This is a genomic window from Streptomyces sp. XY431 (assembly GCF_001279805.1).
Classification (GTDB): Bacteria; Actinomycetota; Actinomycetes; order Streptomycetales; family Streptomycetaceae; genus Kitasatospora; species Kitasatospora purpeofusca.
This window is the reverse complement of the sequence record NZ_LGDO01000073.1, coordinates 1-19454: the sequence shown is the minus strand read 5'-3', so window position 1 is coordinate 19454 and position 19454 is coordinate 1. Positions and strand designations below refer to the sequence as shown.

Genomic DNA, 19454 nt, shown 5'->3' with positions numbered 1-19454 from the left:
GACAACCTGGGTGTGACCGTGGAGCCGACCCTGGTGTGGGACGTCGACACGGTGGCGGCTCTGACCGTTCACCTGGCCGGCCTGGTGGCCGAACTGCCCGCGGCCTGAGCCCTTCAGGGCCTTCGGCCGACTGCGGGCCGGCCGTCCGACCGCATCCCTGCGACGGAGGCCACGGCCCTGCGGTCGTCCGACGGAGGACGCACGGGCTCCACCCTGCCGACTGGGGGTCGGACAATTCCCGCCGCGCGCTGATGCGGCGCGAATTGTCGGACAGCCCCTGGTGTGAGACCGCCGCGCTCCCGGAAAACCCCCGTGCCGGGGGCGCGGCATCCCCCCCGCCGGTCCTCGTCCAACTGGCGCACGGCGATGGTTGAACACACCCGTGCTGATCATTCGCACCGGTTGAACGCCCGCACTATCGCCAGTGGTTGGGGCATAGTGGTCTGCGCCGCCAGGAACCGACGGAGTTCGGCGAGGCCGGAATTCAGGACGTCAGGACGTCAGGACGCCTGGACCGGATCGCGGAACCGTGGGCAGAGCTGCGGCCGAACCGCTTGATCGAGACAGGCGAGAACGACACCACTCAGCCGCGCAGCGCGGGCCGCCGTGCATGTCCGCGCGCCGCCCGGATCGACGCAGCGCCAAGCCCAAGGGGAAGCAATGGCCTTCGAGCTGACCGGCTACCGGAACCTCGGCGACGCGTTCGCCGCGAGCGTCGCCCAGAACCCCGACAAGACCGCGATCACCATCTACCGCGACTCCACCGAGGCCACGCACGAAAGCCTCAGCTACGCCGAACTCGCCCGCCGGGCCGGCCTGCGCGCCGCCGACCTGGCGCAGCACCTGGCTCCCGGCGAGCGCGTCCTCATCGCGCTGTCCACCGGCACCGAGTTCGTCGAGCTCTACCTCGCCTGCCTGCTGGCCGGTGTCATCGCCGTGCCCGCCCCGCCGGCGACCGGCTCCAGCAGCGCCGCCCAGCGCGTCGCCGCGATCGCCGCTGACTGCACCCCAGGACTGGTGTTCGCCGATGCCGGGGACCTCGACACGCTCGCCGAGCGCTTCCAGACGCAGGGCCTGGGCCGCGTCCCCGTCCGGGCCGCCGCCCCTGTGCCGGCAGGTGAGGTCCCCCTTGCGGCGCTCCGAGGCCGCCACGCCGACCACGACTCGCTCGCCGTCCTCCAGTACAGCTCCGGCTCCACCGGCACCCCGAAGGGCGTGATGCTCGCTCACGGGAACGTCCTGGCGAACCTCGGGGCCCAGTACACCGTCGTGGGTCTGAACAGTGACGACTCGTTCGGCAGCTGGATGCCGCTGCACCACGACTTCGGTCTCTTCGTCCAGCTCAGCGGCGCACTCTTCTGCGGCGCGACATCGGTCCTGATGCCGCCGACGGTGTTCGCCCGCAGGCCCGTCGAGTGGTTCCGGATGATGAGCGAACTCCGGACCACCGCGACCTCCGCCCCCAACTTCGCGTACGGCATCGCGCTGCGCCTCATCAAGGACGAACACCTCGAAGGGCTCGACCTGTCACCGCTGCGCTTCCTGATCAACGGTTCCGAGCCGATCCATGCCCCCACCATCGCCGCGTTCACCAAGCGATTCGCGCAGATCGGCCTGCGTCCCGAAGCCGTCGCGGCCGGCTACGGCATGGCCGAGGTCACCGTCTACGCCAGCGGCACCCCCATCGACCGCGAGCCGACCGTCCTGGTTGTCGACGCCCAGCGCCTCGCTGACGCGGACCGCCCCGCGCTGGTTCCCGCCCGTGACGGCCACGCCAAGGAGATCACCGGCGTCGGACGCCCCGAGGCCTTCGACGCCCTGATCGTCGACCCCGCCACCCGGCGCCCCCTGTCCGCCGGCGAGGTCGGCGAGATCTGGCTGCGCGGCGACAGCGTCGGCCACGGCTACTGGGGCAAGCCCGACCTCACCGCCAGTACCTTCGAGGCCCGCCCCGCCGGCGCTGACGACACCGAACCCGGCTGGCTGCGCACCGGCGACCTGGGTGCCCTGGTGGACGGCGAGCTGTTCATCACCGGTCGGCTCAAGGAGGTGATGATCGTCCACGGCCGCAACCTCTACCCGCACGACCTCGAACACGAGGCGCGCGCCGCCCACCCCGCGCTGGAGAAGTTCGTCGGCGCCGCCTTCGGCGTCCAGGCCCCCGACGAGCGGATCGTGCTGGTGCACGAGGTCAGCCCGACCGTATCGGCCGAGGAACTGCGCGCCGCGGCGGCGGCCGTCATCCGCCGCCTCACCGCCGCCACCGGAGCGCCGGTCCGCAACGTCCTGCTGGTGCGGCGCGGCAGTGTCCACCGCACCACCAGTGGCAAGATCCAGCGCGCCGCGATGCGCGACCGCTTCCTGGCCGGCGAGATCACTGCCCTGCACACCGAACTCGAACCCGCGGTACGGCAGTTGACCGCAGGGCCCGAAACCCTGTGACGCCCGCCCGCACCGGCACCGCACGCGGGATCGCGAACCGGTCGACGTGGATGCAGGCCTGGTAAGGGCTCACGGGCGCGGATCGAGCGCCGCGGAGGACACCGTTCTCGGCGGTCGCTCGCCGCGCGCGAGAAGCCGGCTCCGGTTCCCTGCGCAGCTCCAAGGACCGAATGCGGCCTACAGCAACCGCATGGTGCTGCGCCTGACCGGCAATCCGGACCCTCGGGCGCTCGGCGCGGCGATCGCGTACACGTTCGACCCGTCCGGGTTGTAGCGCAGCCGCCACGTCCGCACCGCGTGGTTCAGGGCGCCTCGCAGCACGGCCACCCCACCGCGTGGTGAACGGTGGTGCGCCCGAGGCCGGCGGCGAGCTGCGTGCTCACCCGGGCGTCGATGTGCTCGGGCCGCAGGTCGACGAGCACGAGCAGCATGCTGCCGACCGCGGGAACCAGGTCACGCCCGGTAGCCTGCGGCGCACTTCCCGGGTGGGTTCGTCGGGACAGCGCGCGAACACGCCAGTGAAGCAGCGATGAGCACGTACAGGGTGCTGACGTTGCCAGGCATCGTTCTTCTCGTCCTGCCCTACCGTCTGCGCGGCACGAGTCCGGTGTCGAAGGCGATGATCGCCAGGTGGACGCGGTCTCGCGCCTCGAGCTTGGCGAACAGTCGCGCGACATGGGTCTTCGCCGTCGCCACGCTGATCACCAACCGCTCGGCGATCTCAGTGTTCGACAGTCCCTGTCCGACCAGTGCCAGCACCTCGCGCTCCCGGTCGGTGATGTCCGCGATGAGCCTTGAGTCCGCGGCGGGCCGGGCGTTCGGTTCGGGGGCCGCAGGGCCGGATGTTCCGGCGAAGTCCGCGATCAGCCGTCGGGTCACGCTCGGCGCGAGCAACGCCTCGCCGGCCGCCACCACGCGGATCGCGTCCAGGATCGCGTCCAGGGCCATGCTCTTGAGCAGGAATCCGCTGGCGCCGGCGCGCAGTGCGCCGTAGACGTACTCGTCGTCGTCGAAGGTCGTCAGCACCAGCACCTTGGGCGGGTCCGGTTCGGCGGTCGCCTGCCGGGTCGCCTCGATCCCGTCCATGCCCGGCATCCGGATGTCCATCACCACGACGTCCGGCCGCAGCTCACGTACCAGGCGCACCGCCTCGTGGCCGTTGCCGACCTCGCCGACCACCTCCAGGTCGTCGGTGTTGCCGATCAGGATGGCGAGCCCGACCAGCATCAGGGGCTGGTCGTCGGCCAGCAGTACTCGCACGCTCATACCGGGAGGCTCGCCATCACCCGGAATCCGCCCTCCGGACGCCGGCCGGCGCTGAACTGGCCGGACAGCAAGGTCACTCGCTCGCGCATGCCGAGCAGGCCGAAGCCGCTCCCGCCGGCCGCGGAGTGCCTCGGACGGCCCGGCCCGCCGAGACTGTCCTCCCCGTCGTCCACCACCTCGATCGTCACCCCTTCCGGCTCGTAACCGACCGCGACCCGGCACGTCCGCGCCCCGGAATGCCGCACCACGTTCGTCACCGACTCCTGGATGATCCGGAACGCCGACAGCTCGATCTCCGGCGGCAGCTGACGCTGCTCGCCCCGCCAGGTCACATGGACCCGCACCCCGGCGCCGGCCGTGCGTTCGGCGAGCTGCGGGACGTCGGCCAGGCTGCCGGCCGGCGCCAGCGGAGCCGCCGACGGCATGGCGTCGTCCGGCTCGGCGCGGCGCAGCGCCCCGAGCATGCGCTGCAGCCCCAGCAGCGTCTCCCGGCTGGTGGTCTCGATGCCGGTCAGCGCCTGCCGCGTCTGCTCGGGCCTGGTCTCCACGACCCGCGCCGCCGCTCCCGACAGCACCGTGATGATCCCGATGCTGTGCGCGACGCTGTCGTGCAGTTCACGGGCGATCCGCAGCCGCTCGGCCATGACGGCGCGGGCCGCGGTCTGCTCGTGCAGGGCTTCGAGGTACTCACAGCGTTTGCGGTACACCCCCCCGAACACCCACGCGACCGCGAACCACAACGCGAGCCCCCCGGACCACTGGGCCGCGTCGCCGACGGACTGCCCGCTGACGTGGATGTCGTTGACGAACGCGGCCGCGACGCCCGCGACGGAGCCGACGGCGGCAGCCTTCGGCCGCCGGGCGGCGAGGTACCCGCTCAAGGCGACGAGCAGGATGAACACGATCAAGGGCCGCGCGCCGAAAAGGTCGCCGAGGGCTGATTCGCCCAGGACAACCGTGAAGACGGTCGCCGGCAGACGGCGCACCAGCAGGATCGGAAGGGCGAGCACCACGCAGAGACCAATCCGGTGGTAGGCCCCGAGGTCGGGGAACCGGAACAGGCCGTCGGCAGGGCTCGGCGTCGTCAAGGGGAGCATCAGCGCGTAGAAGCCGGCGGTGGCCAGCACCACGGCCTGTGATGTCAGCCAGGTCACGCGCTTCGATGTCGAGAGACGCTGGAGGAGCTCTTCCATACGGGGATCGTATTCCGTGGCGTCGGCTCTGCGCGTCGCCCCGGGGATGTATGCGCCGGTACACCGCCGGGCCGATGGCCCGGGGAGGGTTACATCCGCCAGCCGACGCGATGGATCATGGTCCGTTCCTAGGTTCAGGGCCATGACGAACCCGCCGATGATCGCTCTCCAAGACGCGACAAAAAAGTATGACGAGGGCCCGCCCGCGCTGGCCGGTGTGACCTTGTCCGTGGCGTCCGGTGAGTGCGTGGCGATCCTCGGCCATTCCGGCAGCGGGAAGTCCACGCTGCTGAATCTGATCGCCGGCCTGGACAGGCCCTCCAGCGGCAGTGTCACCGTCGACGGCACCCGCGTCGACCAGCTCGGTGAGGCCGGTTCGGCGAAGTACCGCCGGGCCTCGATCGGCATGGTCTTCCAGTTCTTCAACCTGCTCGACGACCTGACCGTGTTGGACAACGTCATGGTTCCGGCGCAGCTGGCCGGGATGGACAAGGGCGAAGCGAAGCGGCGGGCCATCGAGCTGCTCGGCTCGCTGGGCATCGACCGGCATGCCAAGGCCTACCCGCAGCGGCTGTCCGGCGGGCAACGGCAGCGGGTGGCGGTGGCCAGGGCCCTGATGAACAAGCCGGCGCTGCTGCTGGCCGACGAGCCCACCGGCGCGCTGGACTCGAGCTCGGCCGAGGACGTGCGCCAGCTGCTGCTGGACCTGAACAGCGAGGGCCAGACCATCCTGCTGGTGACCCACGATGTGCAGTTGGCGGCGAGCACCGCGGGCCGCACGATCGAGTTGGTGGACGGCGCGGTCAAGCGGGACGTCGTCAACAACGGCAGCGGTGCCGGCCTGGCCGCCCGCACGTTGCTGCCCCGTCCGGCGGGAGCGGTCGGATGACACTGCGCAAGCCGCCGATGCCCCGGCGCCTCTTCGAGCTCGGATCCCGTGCCGCGGCCCGCCTGCTGCCGGCGGTGAGCCGATGAGCGCCTTGGGCAAGGTCGTACGCTCCGGCGTGGGCCGGCGTCGGCTCCAGTCGCTCGTCATGGCCCTCACAACGTTCGCCGCGGTGACGTCCTCGGTGCTCTCCCTCGGCCTGCTGACTGTCGTGCAGGCCCCGTTCGAGCACGCTTTCAGCGCTCGGAACGGGGCACACCTGGCGGTCCAGTTCGACAGCTCGAAGGCCACGGCCGCAGAGGCCGCCGCCACCGCGCACGCCGCCGGCGTCACCGAGGCGTCCGGGCCGTACCCGATCGCCGCCGCCCTGGACACGACCGTCGGCACGGACTGCCCCAAGAACGATTTCGCCGGTACCGACAATCACCCGATCACCGTCACCACCCGGCCCGACCTGGGCAGCACCTCCGGGATGGACCAGCTGCTGCTGACCCGGGGGCGCTGGCCGACCGGCCCGGGCGAGATCGCCCTGCCGTGGCAGCACTATGCCGTCGACTGCTTCGGCAGTTCGGTGGTGTTCTCCTCGCTGCCGGGCAAGCCGTCGTTCAAGGTCGTCGGCTTCGCCGACTCGGTGACCAACAGCGCCACCGCCTTTGCCACCGCCGACGGTTTCGCGCGGATCACCACTGCCGGTGCCAAGGCCGACGAGCAGATGCTCTACCGGTTCGCCGAGGCCGGGACCGACGCCGACATCGCCACCGACAAGCAGGCGGTGGTCGCCGCCGCGCCGGCCGGCTCGGTCGAGGCCGGACAGTCGTACCTGACTGCGGAGCAGCAGGTGACCGGCAACGCCAAGGCCTACGTGCCGTTCCTGGTCGCCTTCGGGATCCTCGGGCTGTTCATGTCGGTGCTGATCATCTCGATCGTGGTCAGCGGGGCTGTGGCCTCGGGAATCCGGCGCATCGGGATTCTGAAGTCGTTGGGCTTCACTCCTTCGCAGGTGGCCCGCGCCTACACCGCGCAGGCCATGATCCCGGCGACGGTCGGCCTGGTGCTCGGCACGGCTTTCGGCAACCTCCTGGCTGTACCGATCCTGGACGGGGCCACCAAGCAGCTCGGCGCGGCCAGTGCCACGATTCCGTTGTGGGTCAGCGCCGTGGTGCCGCTGGGCACCCTGCTGGTCGTCGGCGTCACGGCTCTGATCCCGGCACTGCGAGCCGGCCGGATGTCGACCGTGCGGGCTCTGGTCGTCGGCCGCGCCCCCAAGGCCGGGGGCGGTCGGAGGGCGCACCGTCTGGCCTCGCGGCTGCCGCTGCCCCGGGCCGTGTCGTTCGGGCTGGCCCAGCCGTTCGCCCGGCCGGCTCGGACCGTACTGGTCGGTGCGGCGGTGCTGTTCGGCGTGGTGAGTGTCACGTTCGCGGCGGGGCTGGAGTCCGGGTTCAACAAGTACCTGGACACCAGCACCTCAGGCTTCAGCGTCGCGTCGAAGATCGTGATTCCCACAGCCGAGGTAGGCGTGCCCTGGGACCTCTACGGCCCGAACGACCCGCGCAAGTCGCACCTGGACGCCGCCGAGGTGGCCGCTGCGCTCGCCAGGACCCCGGGCACCAAGACCGCGTTCGGCTGGGGCGACAGCGGCGCGACCATGGTCGGCGCCCCGACCGGCGGCGAACCGACGCAGGTGTTCACGGTCACCGGCGACTTCTCCTGGACGCACCTGGAGCTGCTGTCCGGCCGCTGGTACTCGGCGCCCGGCGAGGCCGTGGTCGGAGACAAGTTGGCCACGGCGGTGGGGATCCACGTCGGTGACAACGTCACCGTGGTGCAGCAGAACAAGCAACTGTCGCTGAAGGTCGTCGGCATCAACTTCAACACCAACGCGGGCGACTATACGGCCATGACGGATGCGGCCACCTTCACCGCCGCCGGTCTGACCCCGCACATCGACCAGTTCAACGTCGAGCTTGCCGACAACGTCGACGGACCGGACTGGTCCGCCTCGGCCGCCGCCGCGCTGGCCCCGCTGAACGCCTCGGTCCAGCCGCACTCGGACGGGGGCAAGAACATCATTGTGATCACCATGGGCGCCCTGGTGGTCACGCTCACGCTGATGATGGTCGCGGTCGCCGCGCTCGGGGTGCTGAGCATGGTTGTGCAGGACACCCGGGAGCGGGTTCATGACCTGGGGATCTTCAAGGCCCTCGGGATGACACCCAAGCAGACCGTCGCGATGGTCCTGACCTCGGTGACACTCACCGGCCTGGTCGCCGGGCTGATCGGGGTCCCGCTCGGGGTCGCGGTGGAGAAGGCGACGCTGACCCCGATGGGGAACGCGATCGGCCGGCACCTGCCGCCGAGCGTGTCCCACGTCTACACCACCGGGCTGCTCGTCCCCCTGCTGGCGGGCGGGATCGTGATCGCCCTGCTCGGCGCACTGCTGCCGGCCGGCTGGGCGGCGAAGACCCGGACCGCCACCGCGCTGCGGACCGAGTAGGACCGGGCAGGACCGGGCAGGACCGAGCAGCGCCGCCGGTCGCCGTAGCAGAAGCGTGCATCCACCGTCCTGCAACGGCTGGTCAGGTGGGTGTGCGGGGCGGCCGTCCCGGCCCAGGAGGTGCTCGAAGCCCCGAGGGGCACCGGATGTGTCCGGTGCCCCTCGGGGTGCGGTCGTGCGGGGTGGCCGTCAGCCGGTGAAGGTCACGTCCCAGTGGTTGCCCTCGTTGGCGTAGACGTTGCCCGAGGGGGCGGTGTAGAGGGTGGCGCCGTCGCCGCGGACGCCGCTGTAGGCGAAGTTGCCGGTGATGTGGTTGGTGAGGCAGCTCACCATCGCGAAGTCCAGCTTGTAGCCGTTGGCGTGGCTGTAGGTGCCGGCGGCGTGGCCGGTCTCGGTGCCTCCGGTGATGGTCAGGCCGCAGCCGCCCACGGCGTGCTTGAGCGCGACGGCGCCGTCCGCGGAGGCGCGGCGCAGGCCGTCGAAGGAGGTGCAGCTGCTGCTGTTGCGGTTGGAGCAGTTGCCCGAGGAGGACCAGGTGATGCCCGCGGAGGAGAGCAGCGAGGCGGCCTGGGACTGGCTGAGCAGGTCGCCGCTGCCGCCGCCGGTGCTGCCGCCCCCGCCGGAGAGCAGGGCGGACCAGGTGGCGGGGCCGACGATGCCGTCGACCGGGCTCAGGCCGGCGGACTGCTGGAAGCCGCGGACCGAGGAGTCGGTGCCGGCTCCGAAGGCGCCGTCCACGGAGAGGTTGGCGCCGCGGGCGTTCAGCTGGACCTGGAGTGCCTTGACGGCGTCGCCGTTGTCGCCCTGGCGGACGGTGACGATCAGCTTCGGCCAGGTGGCGCCGCCGACGATGCCGTCCGCCGGGCTCAGGCCGTTGGCGCTCTGGAAGCTCTTGACCTTGGCCTCGGTCGCGGGGCCGAACGCGCCGTCGGCGCCGGTGGCGTAGCCGCGGGCGTTCAGCAGGTACTGGACGGTGGACACCTTGGCGCCCTGGTCGCCGTTGCGGACGACGGGCCAGCTCGCGGCGTGGGCGGCGGGGACGGACAGCACTGCTGCCAGGAGGGCGGCGAAGACCGCGGCCACTGCGGCCGGGAAGCGCTTCACGGAAGTTCCTCACTTCTGCTGAGGGATGAGGGGACGAGAGGAGAGAGGAGAGATGAGAGGAGGGGAGGGGAGGGCGGGCTACCAGGTCGGCAGGTTCTCCCAGCAGGTGGTGCCCCAGTCGTGCTCGTTGTGGACGATCACCTCGAGCAGCTGGGAGCCGGTCTGGACGCCGACCACCCCGTCCACGTCGAGGTGGTTGGCCTTCTGGAACTGGCGCAGGGCGGTCTCGGTGCGGGCGCCCCAGATGCCGTCGGTCTGGAGGCCGGAGTGCAGGGAGGCGTTCAGCGCGAGCTGCACGCACTTGACGCCGGTCCCGCGGTCGCCGTAGGCGATCTCGCCGGCCGAGGGCCGCGCGCTGGCGGTGCCCGCCAGGACGGTGACCGCGACGGCGGCGGTGGCCGTCACGAGGGCGGCGCGCTTGATGATCGGGAACATGGGCATGGCGGGGCTCCTGGGAGACGTGGGTGAGGGCGGCCGCAACGACCGTCGGCAGCCGACACTAGGAAGCCCCGAAGACGTCCCGCGAACGTTTCGCGTCCCTGGGACGCCCTCCCTCGCGGGTGCGCCGGCCGGGGACGGAGGCGGAGGCGTCGCGGCTGGTCAGGCGCACCGCGCGGCGGCTCCGTACCGTGCGCGGCGAGGGCGTCCCACGGCGCCCGTCCGAGTCCCGCGGTGTCTCAACCTGAGCGGTCCCGGTGTCTCAAACCGCAGCTCAGGGCGGTGGTATACGTCGTACCCGTCCCAAGAACAGGAAGATCGTGGATCTTCGTTCCGGGGATGTCACAGTGGATCGAGCCGTAGCACGTGACCCGGGGTGGGCCGTGCTGCGGGAGGGCGCACCGCGGGGGCGGGGGGCTCGGCCGCCGGGAGACCGGTACGGCCCGTGGGGACCGGCCGGCGGGAGTGCGGCACGGCACCCGGCTCCGTCGCGCGTCCTCGATCGCACAACGGAACGACCAGGGGGAAACGAACGATGGACCATGTTCTTGTGTCCGGCGGCGCGCCGAAGGACCCCGCCGACCGCCTCTCCGAGGAGCTTCAGTCGCTGAAGTCCTCGTCCGGCCTGACCTACGCCCGGATCAGTGAGCACACCCACTACGCGAAGTCCTCGTGGGAGCGGTGGGTGAACGGCAAGCAGTTCCCGCCGCGTGACGCCGTCGAGCGGATCGCCGTCGTCTGCCAGGCCGACGAGCGGCGCCTGCTGGAGCTGTGGACCCTGGCGGAGGCCTGCCGCACCTCGGCCGCCGCGCCGGCCGCCGCAGCGGGCGCCGCCGGGCGCTCCGGTGCGCCCGGCGAGGGGGACGCCGCCGCGCAGGACCGCCGGCAGATGGCCCTGTGGTCGCTGACCGTGCTGGCACTGGCCCTGACGGCGGGTCTGGCGCGGTCCGTCGCCCAGGGACGGGAGCTGCGGCGCGGCACCCTTTCCGGCGGCGGCCTGTAGGTACGACACCGGAAGGGCCCCACCCCGCCCGGGGTGGGGCCCTTCCCGCGTGCCGCTCAGTACCAGTTGTGGGACTGCCAGAAGCTCCACGCCGAGCACGGGTCGCCGTAGCGCGACTTGATGTAGCTCAGGCCCCAGCTGAGCTGGGTGGCCGGGTTGGTCTGCCAGTCGGCTCCGGCGGAGGCCATCTTGGTGGCGGGCAGCGCCTGCGGTATCCCGTACGCGCCGGACGAGGGGTTGGTCGCGTAGACCTTCCAGCCGCTCTCGTGGGTGTAGATCTGCTCCAGGCAGCCGAACTGCCCGCTCACGCTCCAGCCGAGGGCGGGGAACTTCCACTGCGCGGTGATCCGCACCGTCCGGGCGATCCCCAGCGCGTTCATGGTCGCGGGGCCGGCGATGCCGTCGGAGCCGAGCCCGTGCGCCCGCTGCCAGGCGGCGACGGAGGAGGTCGTCCCCGCGCCGTAGGCCCCGTCGGCGCCGGAGCCGGTCGCGCGCTGGACCTCGGCGACCTTGTTGTGGAGGGCGAGTTCGGTCCTGGGACCGTACGCGCCGTCCTCGTCGAGCCCGTTGTCGCGCTGGAAGCCGCGGACGGCGGCGGTGGTGGCCGGGCCGTACGCGCCGTCGACGCCGCCGCTCGCCAGGTAGCCGATCCCGACCAGGTTGCGCTGGATCCAGGTGGTCGAGTCGACGGCCTGCGCCTGTGCGGGCAGCAGGGCGAAGGCGACGAGTGCGAGCACGGCCACGGCGAGGCCGCGCAGGGCTGCGATGTGTTTCACGGTCATCCCTTCCGGTGCGCCTGTCGGACGATCAGGCGGTGCCGCCCACTCTCGGCCCGGGTACCGGCGTCCCACCACGGTCCACCGCGATTCGGGGACGTCCCGCGACGGCCGGGACCGACCGTTCGGGGCGGACGCGGCGTCACTCGCCCAACGACGGACGCTGCGCCGCTGCCCGTGCGACGCACAGCGGCGCCGCCCGCGGTGACCTGGTCCGCGGGCGGCGCCGGAGCCGTACGGCATCGGGCGTCAGGCGAGCATCCGGCTCCAGGTCCGGGCGTCGACCACGCCGTCGGCGGGCAGCGACGCCGCGCTCTGGAAGGACGCCACCCCGGACTGCGTCCCGGGGCCGAAGGCGCCGTCGACCGCCACCGTGACGCCGTGGGCGACCAACTGGCTCTGCACGGCGGTCACCGCGCTGCCGGAGGCCCCGCGCGCGAGCGGCGCGACCGCCTGGCTCCAGGTCTGGTTGCCCGCGACACCGTCCGCCGAGGCGTGCACCGTGTTCTGGAAGGCCGTGACGGCGCTGCGGGTGGCCGGACCGAACGAGCCGTCCACGGTCAGGGTGGCGCCCCGCTGCACCAGCAGGTACTGCAGGGTCTTCACCCGCTCGCCCGAGGCGCCGCTGGTCAGCACCGGCCACACCGGGCCGGTCGGGTCCCCGCCGATCTGGGCGGCCACGTCGCGGCGCAGCTGCGGTATCAGCGCGTACAGGCGGTCGCCGGGGCACTCGGTGGTGTTGAAGTCGCGGTGCCCGTAGATCTGGTAGGCCCGCAGCCCGTACTGGCGGCAGATGTGGGCGATGAGGGCGACCAGCGCCGCGTACTGCTCGCTGCGCGGGTCGACGGTGCTGTAGGTGCCCTCGTTCTCGATGCCGATCGCCACCGTGTTCTGCCCCGTGCAGTGGGCGGACTCCACGTGCTGGGTGCCACTGGACAGCGTGGACAGGCTGTTGTGCCGGCCCTCCGTGATGTACGCGCCGCGGCTGACGGTGAAGTGCTGGCCGGTGTCGATCCAGCCCTCGCTGTCCATCTGGTAGGTCTGCATCGACCTGGCCAGCGAGAACGCGGCGGCCTGCGAGTAGTTGGTGACGTTGGCGGTCGCGGTGTGGTGCACGATCACCTTGTCCGGCGCGCCGGGCAGGATGCCGAGCGGGCCGGACGCGGGCCGGGCGCCCCAGACGGCCGTCGAGGCGATTGCCGGGCCGGTGGCGGCGTGTGCCGCCCCGGAGGGGAGCGTGGCGGAGAACAGTGCGCCGGTGCCGAGCGCGAAGGCGCCGGCGAGCACCGAGCGGCGCCCGGGGTGGGAGGGGGTGGGGTCGGTGGTCATGTCGAGGGCTACCTGGTCCTTCGGAGGAGGAGGGGAGAGGAGGGGTGGAGGAGCGGGAGGCCCGGTGGCGCGGCGGAGCACCGCTGCCCCCGCGCCTGGTGACGGCACGAGGGCAGCGGGTGGGCCGCCCGGACCCGGCGGACGGGTCCGGCGGGTCGTCCGGGCGGCGGGTCAGCTGGTGGGGATGACCGTGGGGCAGAACTCGATCTGGACCAGGTTGCCCGAGGGCTTGAGGTAGCCGTAGTAGAGGGCGTCGCCGGTCTTCGGACCGACGATGCCGTCCGCCGAGAGGCCGCGGTGCTGCTGGAAGTCGGTCAGTGCCGCGTAGGTCGCGTTGCCGTACTGGCCGTCGACCGTGATGGAGTACCCCGCGTTGCGCAGCCCCTGCTGCACGCAGGCGACCCCGTCGCCGCGCTGGCCGGGCTTGACGTACGGGACGCCCCGGTCGGCGTGGGCGACGCCGGCGAGCGAGGTGACGGCGACGGCGACAGCGCCGAGGGTGACGGCTCCGCGCCGGAACACGTGCTTGATCATGGAAGGTTCCCCCATCTCGGAAGCGGTCACGGGCCGCTCCGGCGGAGCACTGCCCCGGGTCTGCGGTCCGTGACTCGGACATGGCCCATGCTCGGCGCCGCGCCACCCGTCCCACCAGGGCATTCCCGTCCCTGGGACGTCCTGGACCGGCCGGGGCCTCCGTCCCCGTCCCCGTTCCCGTCCCGTCCCCGTCCCGCCCTCGTCCCGTCCCCGTCCCGCCGGCGCCGCTCGGCGGGTGGGGCCTCGAACTGCTCCTCAGGGGCGGAAGGTGCGGCGGTAGGTGTCGGGCGGGACGCCGACGCTGCGGTGGAAGTGTCGCCGCAGGGTGGTGGCGGTGCCCATACCGGTGGTCGCGGCGATGGTGTCGACGGTGGCGTCGGTCGTCTCCAGGAGTTCCTGGGCGTGGCGGATGCGCTGGGTGTGGAGCCACTGCAGCGGCGTGGTGCCGGTGAGGTGCTTGAAGTGGCGGCCGAGGTGGCGTGAGCTCATGCGGGCATGGCGGGCAAGGTCCTCCACGGTGAGCGGTTGGTCCAGTCGCTCCAGCGCCCAGGGGAAGAGCTCGCCCAGGGGGTGGTTGCCCGGGGCGGGGACGGGGGTGGCGATGAACTGGGCCTGGCCGCCGTCGCGATGCGGCGGGACGACCAGGCGTCGGGCGATCCTGTTGACGACGGCCGCGCCGTGGTCGAGGCGGACCAGGTGCAGGCACAGGTCCATGGCGGCGGCCTTGCCCGCGGAGGTGAGGACGTCGCCGTTGTCGACGTAGAGGACGTCCGGATCGACGGCGGCCGCCGGGTGGCGCCGGGCCAGCTCCCGGGTGTGGGCCCAGTGTGTGGTGGCGCGCCTGCCGTCGAGCAGTCCCGCCGCGCCCAGGACGAAGGCGCCCGTGCACAGGGAGGCCACGCGGGCGCCGGCGGCGTGGGCGGCGCGCACCGCCTCGACCAGTTCGGCGGGCGGTTCGCGGTCCGTGTCGGCCCAGCCGGGGACGATCACCGTGTCCGCGTGCGCGAGGTGGTCGAGTCCGTGGTCGGGCTCCAGAAGGAAACGGCCGACGCGCACCGGAGCGCTCCCGCAGAGGGAGAAGTCGTACCAGGGGTCCACGATGTGGGTCAGATCGGATCCGAAGACCTCGACGGCCACGGACAGTTCGTAGTGGAGCATGCCGTCGGTGACGGCCAGCGCGACAGCGGGCATGTCCGAAACTGTATGCGGCATGTCGTTCCCGACGCTCGCGCGGGGTGCTGCCGCAGGGACAGGATGTGGGTGTCGGGCCGCAGCGGACCGGCATCGCAGCGGGTGTTCGAGCGGACGGGGAGCAGTCTCATGGGGTCAGGTCAGCTGGTGGCGGTGTTCGGCGCGTACGGTCGCACCGGGCGGTTCGTGGTCGCGGAGCTCGTCGCGCGCGGGTTCGTGCCGGTACTGTCCGGGCGCAACGCACGGGCCCTGGAGGAACTGGCCGACGAGTACGGGCTGGAGGCCCGGGTGGCGTCGGCCGAGGACCCGGCCTCGCTGGACCGGGCCCTGGCGGGAACGGCGGCGGTCATCAACTGCGCCGGTCCCTTCGCCTCGACCACCGGCCCCGTGATCGAGGCCGCGCTGCGCGCGAAGATCCCTTACCTGGACGTGGCCGCCGAGCTGGAGGCCAACCTCGACACCTTCGCCCACTACCGCGAGCGGGCCCGGGACGCGGGAGCGGTGATCGTGCCGGCCATGGCCTTCTTCGGCGGTCTCGGCGACCTGCTCGTGACCGCCGCGATGGGCGACTGGACCGAGGCCGACGAGGCGCACATCGCCTACGCGCTCAGCAGTTGGCACCCCACCGCCGGCACCCGGCTCTCGGGTGCGGTCTCCCGCGAGCGGCGCGGCGATTACCGCCTGCGCTACCGCGGCGGACAGTGGGAGCGCCGCACCGATGCCGCGCCCACCCTGGAGTGGGCCTTCCCGGAGCCGATGGGCCCCCGGCCGGTGATCGGGGAGTTCACGATGGCGGACGTCGTCACCGTCCCGCAGCACCTGTCCATCCCCGACGTGACCACCTACATGAACACCGAGGCGGTCCGGGACGTCGTGGCTCCCCACACGCCCGCCCCGGTCGCCGCCGACGAGAGCGGGCGCTCGGACCAGACCTTCCTCGTCGACGTCGTCGTCCGCTCGGGCAAGGCCGAACGCCGGATCACGGCCGGCGGTCAGGACATCTACGCCATCACCGCACCCCTGGTCGTCGAGGCCCTCGAGCGCGTGCTGGCCGGCTCCATCAGGACCACCGGCGTCGCCTCCGCCGGCGAGATCTTCGACGCCCCGGACTTCCTGCGCGCACTCCGCCCGCACCTCGCACTCGACCTGCACCCGCAGAAGCCGACCGCCTGACCCCGGCCGTCCAGGTCGGCCGGGACGCCGGGCCGTCCGCGGGACCGCCGTTCCCCCACCTGCCCACCGCGCCCCCACGGGCCCCTCAATCCAGCGGTGTACCGGCAATCAATACGTGGGCTGATGTGCCCGGGGGCGGCCGACCCTAGCCTCGGACGTGTTCAGCAGGCCGATCACGGGTGGGAATGTCCGGCCCGGACCGCCGCTTCGACCGGATGGAGTGTCGTGCGCGTGACCGAGTGGGAACCCGGACGCCGGAGGCGCGGGTCCGTCGACCGCGGGGCCGCGGCGCGGCCGTTCGACCGGACCGACGGCGGGGCGAAGGGACGCCGGTGGTCGGCCTGATGGACGCGACCGTGCACGGCGTCCTGGTCGCGGCGGCACTGCGCCGGGCCGCCGTCACCTGGACGAGCAGGGCCTTCCTGGGCCCCCTGGTGCGCCCGGGAGCGGTCTGTCTGGACCTCGGTGCGGGATCGGGCCTCGACACCTGGCGGCTGTCCGCGCTCGCCGGGCGGCACGGCCAGGTGCACAGTGTGGAACCGCCGCGCGTCCGGGCCCGGTGGATGCTCTCGCTGACCGCCCGGCTCGGCTGCGCCAATGTGGTCGTGCACCGCGCCGCGCGCGGCGGGCCCACGGAGCCCGGACCCGGCGGGCCGGGGCCACAGTCCGGAAGCCGGCACCTGTACGTGATCGGTGGCACCGCGGCGCCGGACATCGGGACCGGTGGCCGCCCGGCCGGCCTGACCGTGGACCGGCTCTGTCGCCAGGCGGGCCTGGAACGGGTGGATCTCATCAAGGTGGTCGTCGGCCGGGTCGAACCCGATGTCCTGCTCGGCGCCTTCGGCATCCTGCTGCGGGACCGCCCTTCGCTCCTGCTGGAGCTGGACCTGGATCGGACGAAGCGTTCCACGGGGTACCAGCCGGAACCGACAGGCCTGGTACGCAGTCTGACCACCACACTCGGCTATCGGATGTACCGGTGGAAGCGAGGGAGCTGGCAGACGGTGAGCACGGTGACGGACGACTGCCGCAGCTACCTCTTCAGTGTGCGGGCCCCGTCCGGTGCCGCCCGCTGACGGCTCCGGTCCGGAGGGGAGTGCCGGAGGTGGCCCGGAGCGTCCAACTGCCGCCGGTCCGCAGTTGAACGCGTCGTGAGGTCCGGACCGGTCCCGACCACCGCGGTCCGGCATGACGTACGGAGACGACTGCGGGCGCGGACGGGGTCTCCGTGATCGAACAGGGGCAAGGGCAAGGTGAGGTGACGTATCGACAGTCCTGCGGTGATCGGTGACCATGGACACGGTTGTTGAACGGTTGGGTCAGTGAGGCTGCAGTGACTGGTGTGATGGGCGCGACGTTCCCTCCCCCGGCATACCGGCGGGGTGGGAAATGAGGGCTCGGTGGCAGGGGGTTCGATGGCGGCTGCCATGGCATGACCCTGTCGAGTGCGTCGCGGTGTCGGTCGCGTCGCACCAACCGTTCGTAGAAGCAGTGAAGACAAGTCGGATGTCAAACGGGGGAGCGGGAAGTGGAACGGCCTGTTGTCAAAGTCCTGATACCGGTGAACGGCGTTAGGGCCGCGGACTCGTACGGTTCCGTTCGGCCCGCCGTGCCCCCGAAACGGGAGGTCATGGCCATCCCGATCGCGGTCCTGCTGCCCGGCGAGTCACCGCGCTCGGAAGGGCCGGACGCGGAACACGTCGCCAGGCTGGTGGAACTGGAGACGCCGCTCCCGCCGATCCTCGTGGAACGGCGCACCATGCGCGTGATCGACGGTATGCACCGACTGATGGCCGCTTTCCTGAAGGGCCATGAAACGATCGATGTCGAGTTCTTCGACGGTACCAGCGAAGAGGCCTTTTTGCGGGCCGTTGAAGCGAACATTGCACATGGTTTGCCCCTCTCCCAGGGGGACCGCCGGGCAGCGGCCGCACGGATCATCTCCACGCACCCGCAGATGTCGGACCGCGCCATCGCACAGGCCTCCGGCCTGGGTGCGAAGGCCGTCGCCGCCATCAGACGGCGGTCGACCGATGTGACATCGCAGGTGAACGCCCGGGTCGGCCGCGACGGCAAGATCCGCCCACTGAACAGCGTGGAGGGCCGGAAGCGGGCCGCCGAGCTGCTCGTCGAACGCCCCGAGGCCTCGCTGCGCGAGGTCGCGCGGCTGGCGGGCATCTCACCGGCCACGGTCGGCGACGTCCGCCGCCGCCTCGCGGCCGGTGAGATGCCCGCCGTGGAGCACGCCGGGCCGGACCGCGTGGTCGAGGACACCGTCGTACCGGCCGTCGTGACGGTCCCGTCCGTCCCGCGCCAGGCGGTCCGGAAGATGCGGCTGGTCGAACCGGACCCCGCCTCGGTACTGGAGAAGCTGCTGCGGGACCCTTCGCTGCGGCACAAGGAGGAGGGCCGCCACCTGCTGCGCCTGCTGCGCCAGAACGCGATCGACACCCGGGAGTGGTCGAAGCTGGCGGCGGCGGTGCCGGCCCACTGCGGGGACCTGATCGTCGGCCTGGCGCGTCAGTACGCCGACATGTGGACGGAGTTCGCGCAGGACCTCGACCTCCAGGTCCGCGGCGGGGCCACGGAGACGAGCCCGGCCGAGAGCCACTGCTGAGAAGCGTCATCGGTGCCGGACCGGCGGACCCCGCCGGTCCGGCACCGTCGTTCTCCCGGCCGCCGCCTCGGGCCGCTCCGGGTCGGTGAGCCCCTGCTTCCCGCCCCGGCCGCGCGTGTCGCTCTCCGCGCTGCCCTGCTCCTCGTGCTCGCGCGCCGTTGTGTCCCACTGCCTGCCTGCCTGCCGGGCGGGCAGGCCACTGCCGCCCGGCCCGCCGTACCGTGTGCCCTGGTCCTCGCTCGGCCGGGGCGCCGACCGCCGCCGGCTCCGCCCCGCCGGCCTCCCCGCTGCCGGCCGCGCCGCTCGGGTCCGACTACGAGTCCTGGTGGGCGAATTGGGTGTGGTAGAGGGTGGCGTAGAGGTTCTGGTTGGCGAGGAGTTGTTGGTGGGTGCCGGCTTCCTGGATGGTGCCGTCGGCGAGGACGAGGATGTGGTCGGCTTCGCGGATGGTGGAGAGGCGGTGGGCGATGACGAGGGTGGTGGTGTTTTTGAGGGTGGTTCTGAGGGTGTGCTGGATGGCGGCTTCGGTTTCGGTGTCGAGGTGGGCGGTGGCTTCGTCGAGGATGACGAGGGGTGGGGCCTTGAGGAGGAGTCGGGCGAGGGAGATGCGTTGTTTCTCGCCGCCGGAGAGGCGGTGGCCGCGGTCGCCGACGATGGTGTCGAGGCCGTGGGGGAGTTGGGTGACGGTGTTCCAGATGAGGGCCTTTTCACAGGCTCGGGTGAGGTCTTCGTCGGTGGCGTGGGGTTGGGCGTACCGGAGGTTGGCGCGGAGGGTGTCGTGGAAGAGGTGGGCGTCCTGGGTGACGATGCCGATGGTGTTGCGGAGGGACTGGAGGGTGAGGTCCCGGGTGTTGTGGCCGGCGATGTGGATGGTGCCGTGAGTGGGGTCGTAGAGGCGGGGGATGAGGTGGGTGAGGGTGGTTTTGCCGGCGCCGGAGGGGCCGACGATGGCGGTGAGTTTGCCGGCGGGGGCGTGGAAGGTGAGGTTGTGGAGGGTGGGGGTGGTGT

The 19454-nt window shown here is 72.1% G+C and carries 16 protein-coding genes and 2 pseudogenes; 7 read left to right on the top strand and 11 right to left on the bottom strand.

Annotated features, from left to right (window positions below; translation table 11 throughout):
• Positions 1–660 precede the first annotated feature (660 nt).
• Complete coding sequence (locus ADK60_RS10905; protein WP_053645227.1) at positions 661–2442, top strand: fatty acyl-AMP ligase; 1782 nt, start codon at positions 661–663, stop codon at positions 2440–2442.
• A gap of 302 nt (positions 2443–2744) precedes the next feature.
• On the opposite strand, the gene ADK60_RS47570 is transcribed toward ADK60_RS10905, so the two are convergent.
• The 3 genes from ADK60_RS47570 to ADK60_RS10895 form a co-directional block, all read right to left on the bottom strand.
• Positions 2745–2873, bottom strand: a complete 129-nt coding sequence (locus ADK60_RS47570; RefSeq protein WP_286185268.1) for a hypothetical protein — start codon at positions 2871–2873, stop codon at positions 2745–2747.
• Positions 2874–3024: 151 nt separating this feature from the next.
• Positions 3025–3708: a response regulator gene (locus ADK60_RS10900; RefSeq protein ID WP_053645224.1), complete on the bottom strand. Its 684-nt coding sequence runs from the start codon at positions 3706–3708 to the stop codon at positions 3025–3027.
• The gene (locus tag ADK60_RS10895; RefSeq protein WP_234371029.1) at positions 3705–5045 is read right to left on the bottom strand and encodes a sensor histidine kinase; all 1341 of its coding nucleotides are present in this window, start codon (positions 5043–5045) and stop codon (positions 3705–3707) included. The genes ADK60_RS10900 and ADK60_RS10895 overlap by 4 nt, the downstream gene beginning before the upstream one ends.
• Here ADK60_RS10895 and ADK60_RS10890 point away from each other — a divergent pair.
• A complete protein-coding gene (locus tag ADK60_RS10890; protein WP_053645222.1) occupies positions 5044–5790 on the top strand; it encodes an ABC transporter ATP-binding protein in 747 nt (248 codons plus the stop codon). The two genes, ADK60_RS10895 and ADK60_RS10890, sit on opposite strands and share 2 nt — an antisense overlap.
• A gap of 145 nt (positions 5791–5935) precedes the next feature.
• Complete coding sequence (locus ADK60_RS10885; protein ID WP_199839641.1) at positions 5936–8281, top strand: ABC transporter permease; 2346 nt, start codon at positions 5936–5938, stop codon at positions 8279–8281.
• Between the two features lie 189 nt (positions 8282–8470).
• On the opposite strand, the pseudogene ADK60_RS41700 reads toward ADK60_RS10885, so the two are convergent.
• The 3 genes and pseudogenes from ADK60_RS41700 to ADK60_RS10875 all read right to left on the bottom strand — a co-directional run.
• Positions 8471–8899 (bottom strand): annotated as a pseudogene (locus ADK60_RS41700) (peptidoglycan-binding domain-containing protein); the annotation flags it as partial.
• A 21-nt stretch (positions 8900–8920) separates the two neighbouring features.
• A pseudogene (locus ADK60_RS48360) lies at positions 8921–9262 on the bottom strand (peptidoglycan-binding domain-containing protein); the annotation flags it as partial.
• Between the two features lie 201 nt (positions 9263–9463).
• On the bottom strand, positions 9464–9826 hold the full coding sequence (locus ADK60_RS10875; RefSeq protein ID WP_045941418.1) for a peptidoglycan-binding domain-containing protein: 363 nt from the start codon (positions 9824–9826) through the stop codon (positions 9464–9466).
• 532 nt (positions 9827–10358) lie between these two features.
• On the opposite strand from ADK60_RS10875, the gene ADK60_RS10870 reads away from it, so the two are divergent.
• Positions 10359–10826 carry a helix-turn-helix domain-containing protein gene (locus ADK60_RS10870; RefSeq protein WP_079008234.1) on the top strand — a complete coding sequence of 156 codons (468 nt, stop codon included), beginning with the start codon at positions 10359–10361 and terminating at the stop codon, positions 10824–10826.
• A gap of 56 nt (positions 10827–10882) precedes the next feature.
• Here ADK60_RS10870 and ADK60_RS41695 read toward each other — a convergent pair whose 3' ends face one another.
• From ADK60_RS41695 to ADK60_RS10850, 4 genes are all read right to left on the bottom strand, one after another.
• Positions 10883–11602: an aggregation-promoting factor C-terminal-like domain-containing protein gene (locus tag ADK60_RS41695; protein ID WP_159400385.1), complete on the bottom strand. Its 720-nt coding sequence runs from the start codon at positions 11600–11602 to the stop codon at positions 10883–10885.
• A 249-nt stretch (positions 11603–11851) separates the two neighbouring features.
• Positions 11852–12931, bottom strand: a complete 1080-nt coding sequence (locus ADK60_RS10860; protein ID WP_053645216.1) for a peptidoglycan recognition protein family protein — start codon at positions 12929–12931, stop codon at positions 11852–11854.
• Positions 12932–13102: 171 nt separating this feature from the next.
• A complete protein-coding gene (locus ADK60_RS10855; RefSeq protein WP_045941420.1) occupies positions 13103–13465 on the bottom strand; it encodes a peptidoglycan-binding domain-containing protein in 363 nt (120 codons plus the stop codon).
• 255 nt (positions 13466–13720) lie between these two features.
• Complete coding sequence (locus ADK60_RS10850) at positions 13721–14656, bottom strand: helix-turn-helix domain-containing protein (protein WP_053645214.1); 936 nt, start codon at positions 14654–14656, stop codon at positions 13721–13723.
• Between the two features lie 129 nt (positions 14657–14785).
• Here ADK60_RS10850 and ADK60_RS10845 point away from each other — a divergent pair, with 129 nt between their 5' ends.
• From ADK60_RS10845 to ADK60_RS10835, 3 genes are all read left to right on the top strand, one after another.
• The gene (locus ADK60_RS10845) at positions 14786–15829 is read left to right on the top strand and encodes a saccharopine dehydrogenase family protein (protein ID WP_199839639.1); all 1044 of its coding nucleotides are present in this window, start codon (positions 14786–14788) and stop codon (positions 15827–15829) included.
• A 332-nt stretch (positions 15830–16161) separates the two neighbouring features.
• Positions 16162–16905 carry a class I SAM-dependent methyltransferase gene (locus tag ADK60_RS10840; RefSeq protein ID WP_053645212.1) on the top strand — a complete coding sequence of 248 codons (744 nt, stop codon included), beginning with the start codon at positions 16162–16164 and terminating at the stop codon, positions 16903–16905.
• A gap of 452 nt (positions 16906–17357) precedes the next feature.
• Positions 17358–18446 carry a ParB/RepB/Spo0J family partition protein gene (locus tag ADK60_RS10835; protein ID WP_234371028.1) on the top strand — a complete coding sequence of 363 codons (1089 nt, stop codon included), beginning with the start codon at positions 17358–17360 and terminating at the stop codon, positions 18444–18446.
• A 313-nt stretch (positions 18447–18759) separates the two neighbouring features.
• On the opposite strand, the gene ADK60_RS10830 is transcribed toward ADK60_RS10835, so the two are convergent.
• Positions 18760–19454, bottom strand: a 695-nt coding sequence (locus tag ADK60_RS10830) for an ABC transporter ATP-binding protein (protein ID WP_159400384.1), incomplete at its 5' end; no start/stop codon positions are given.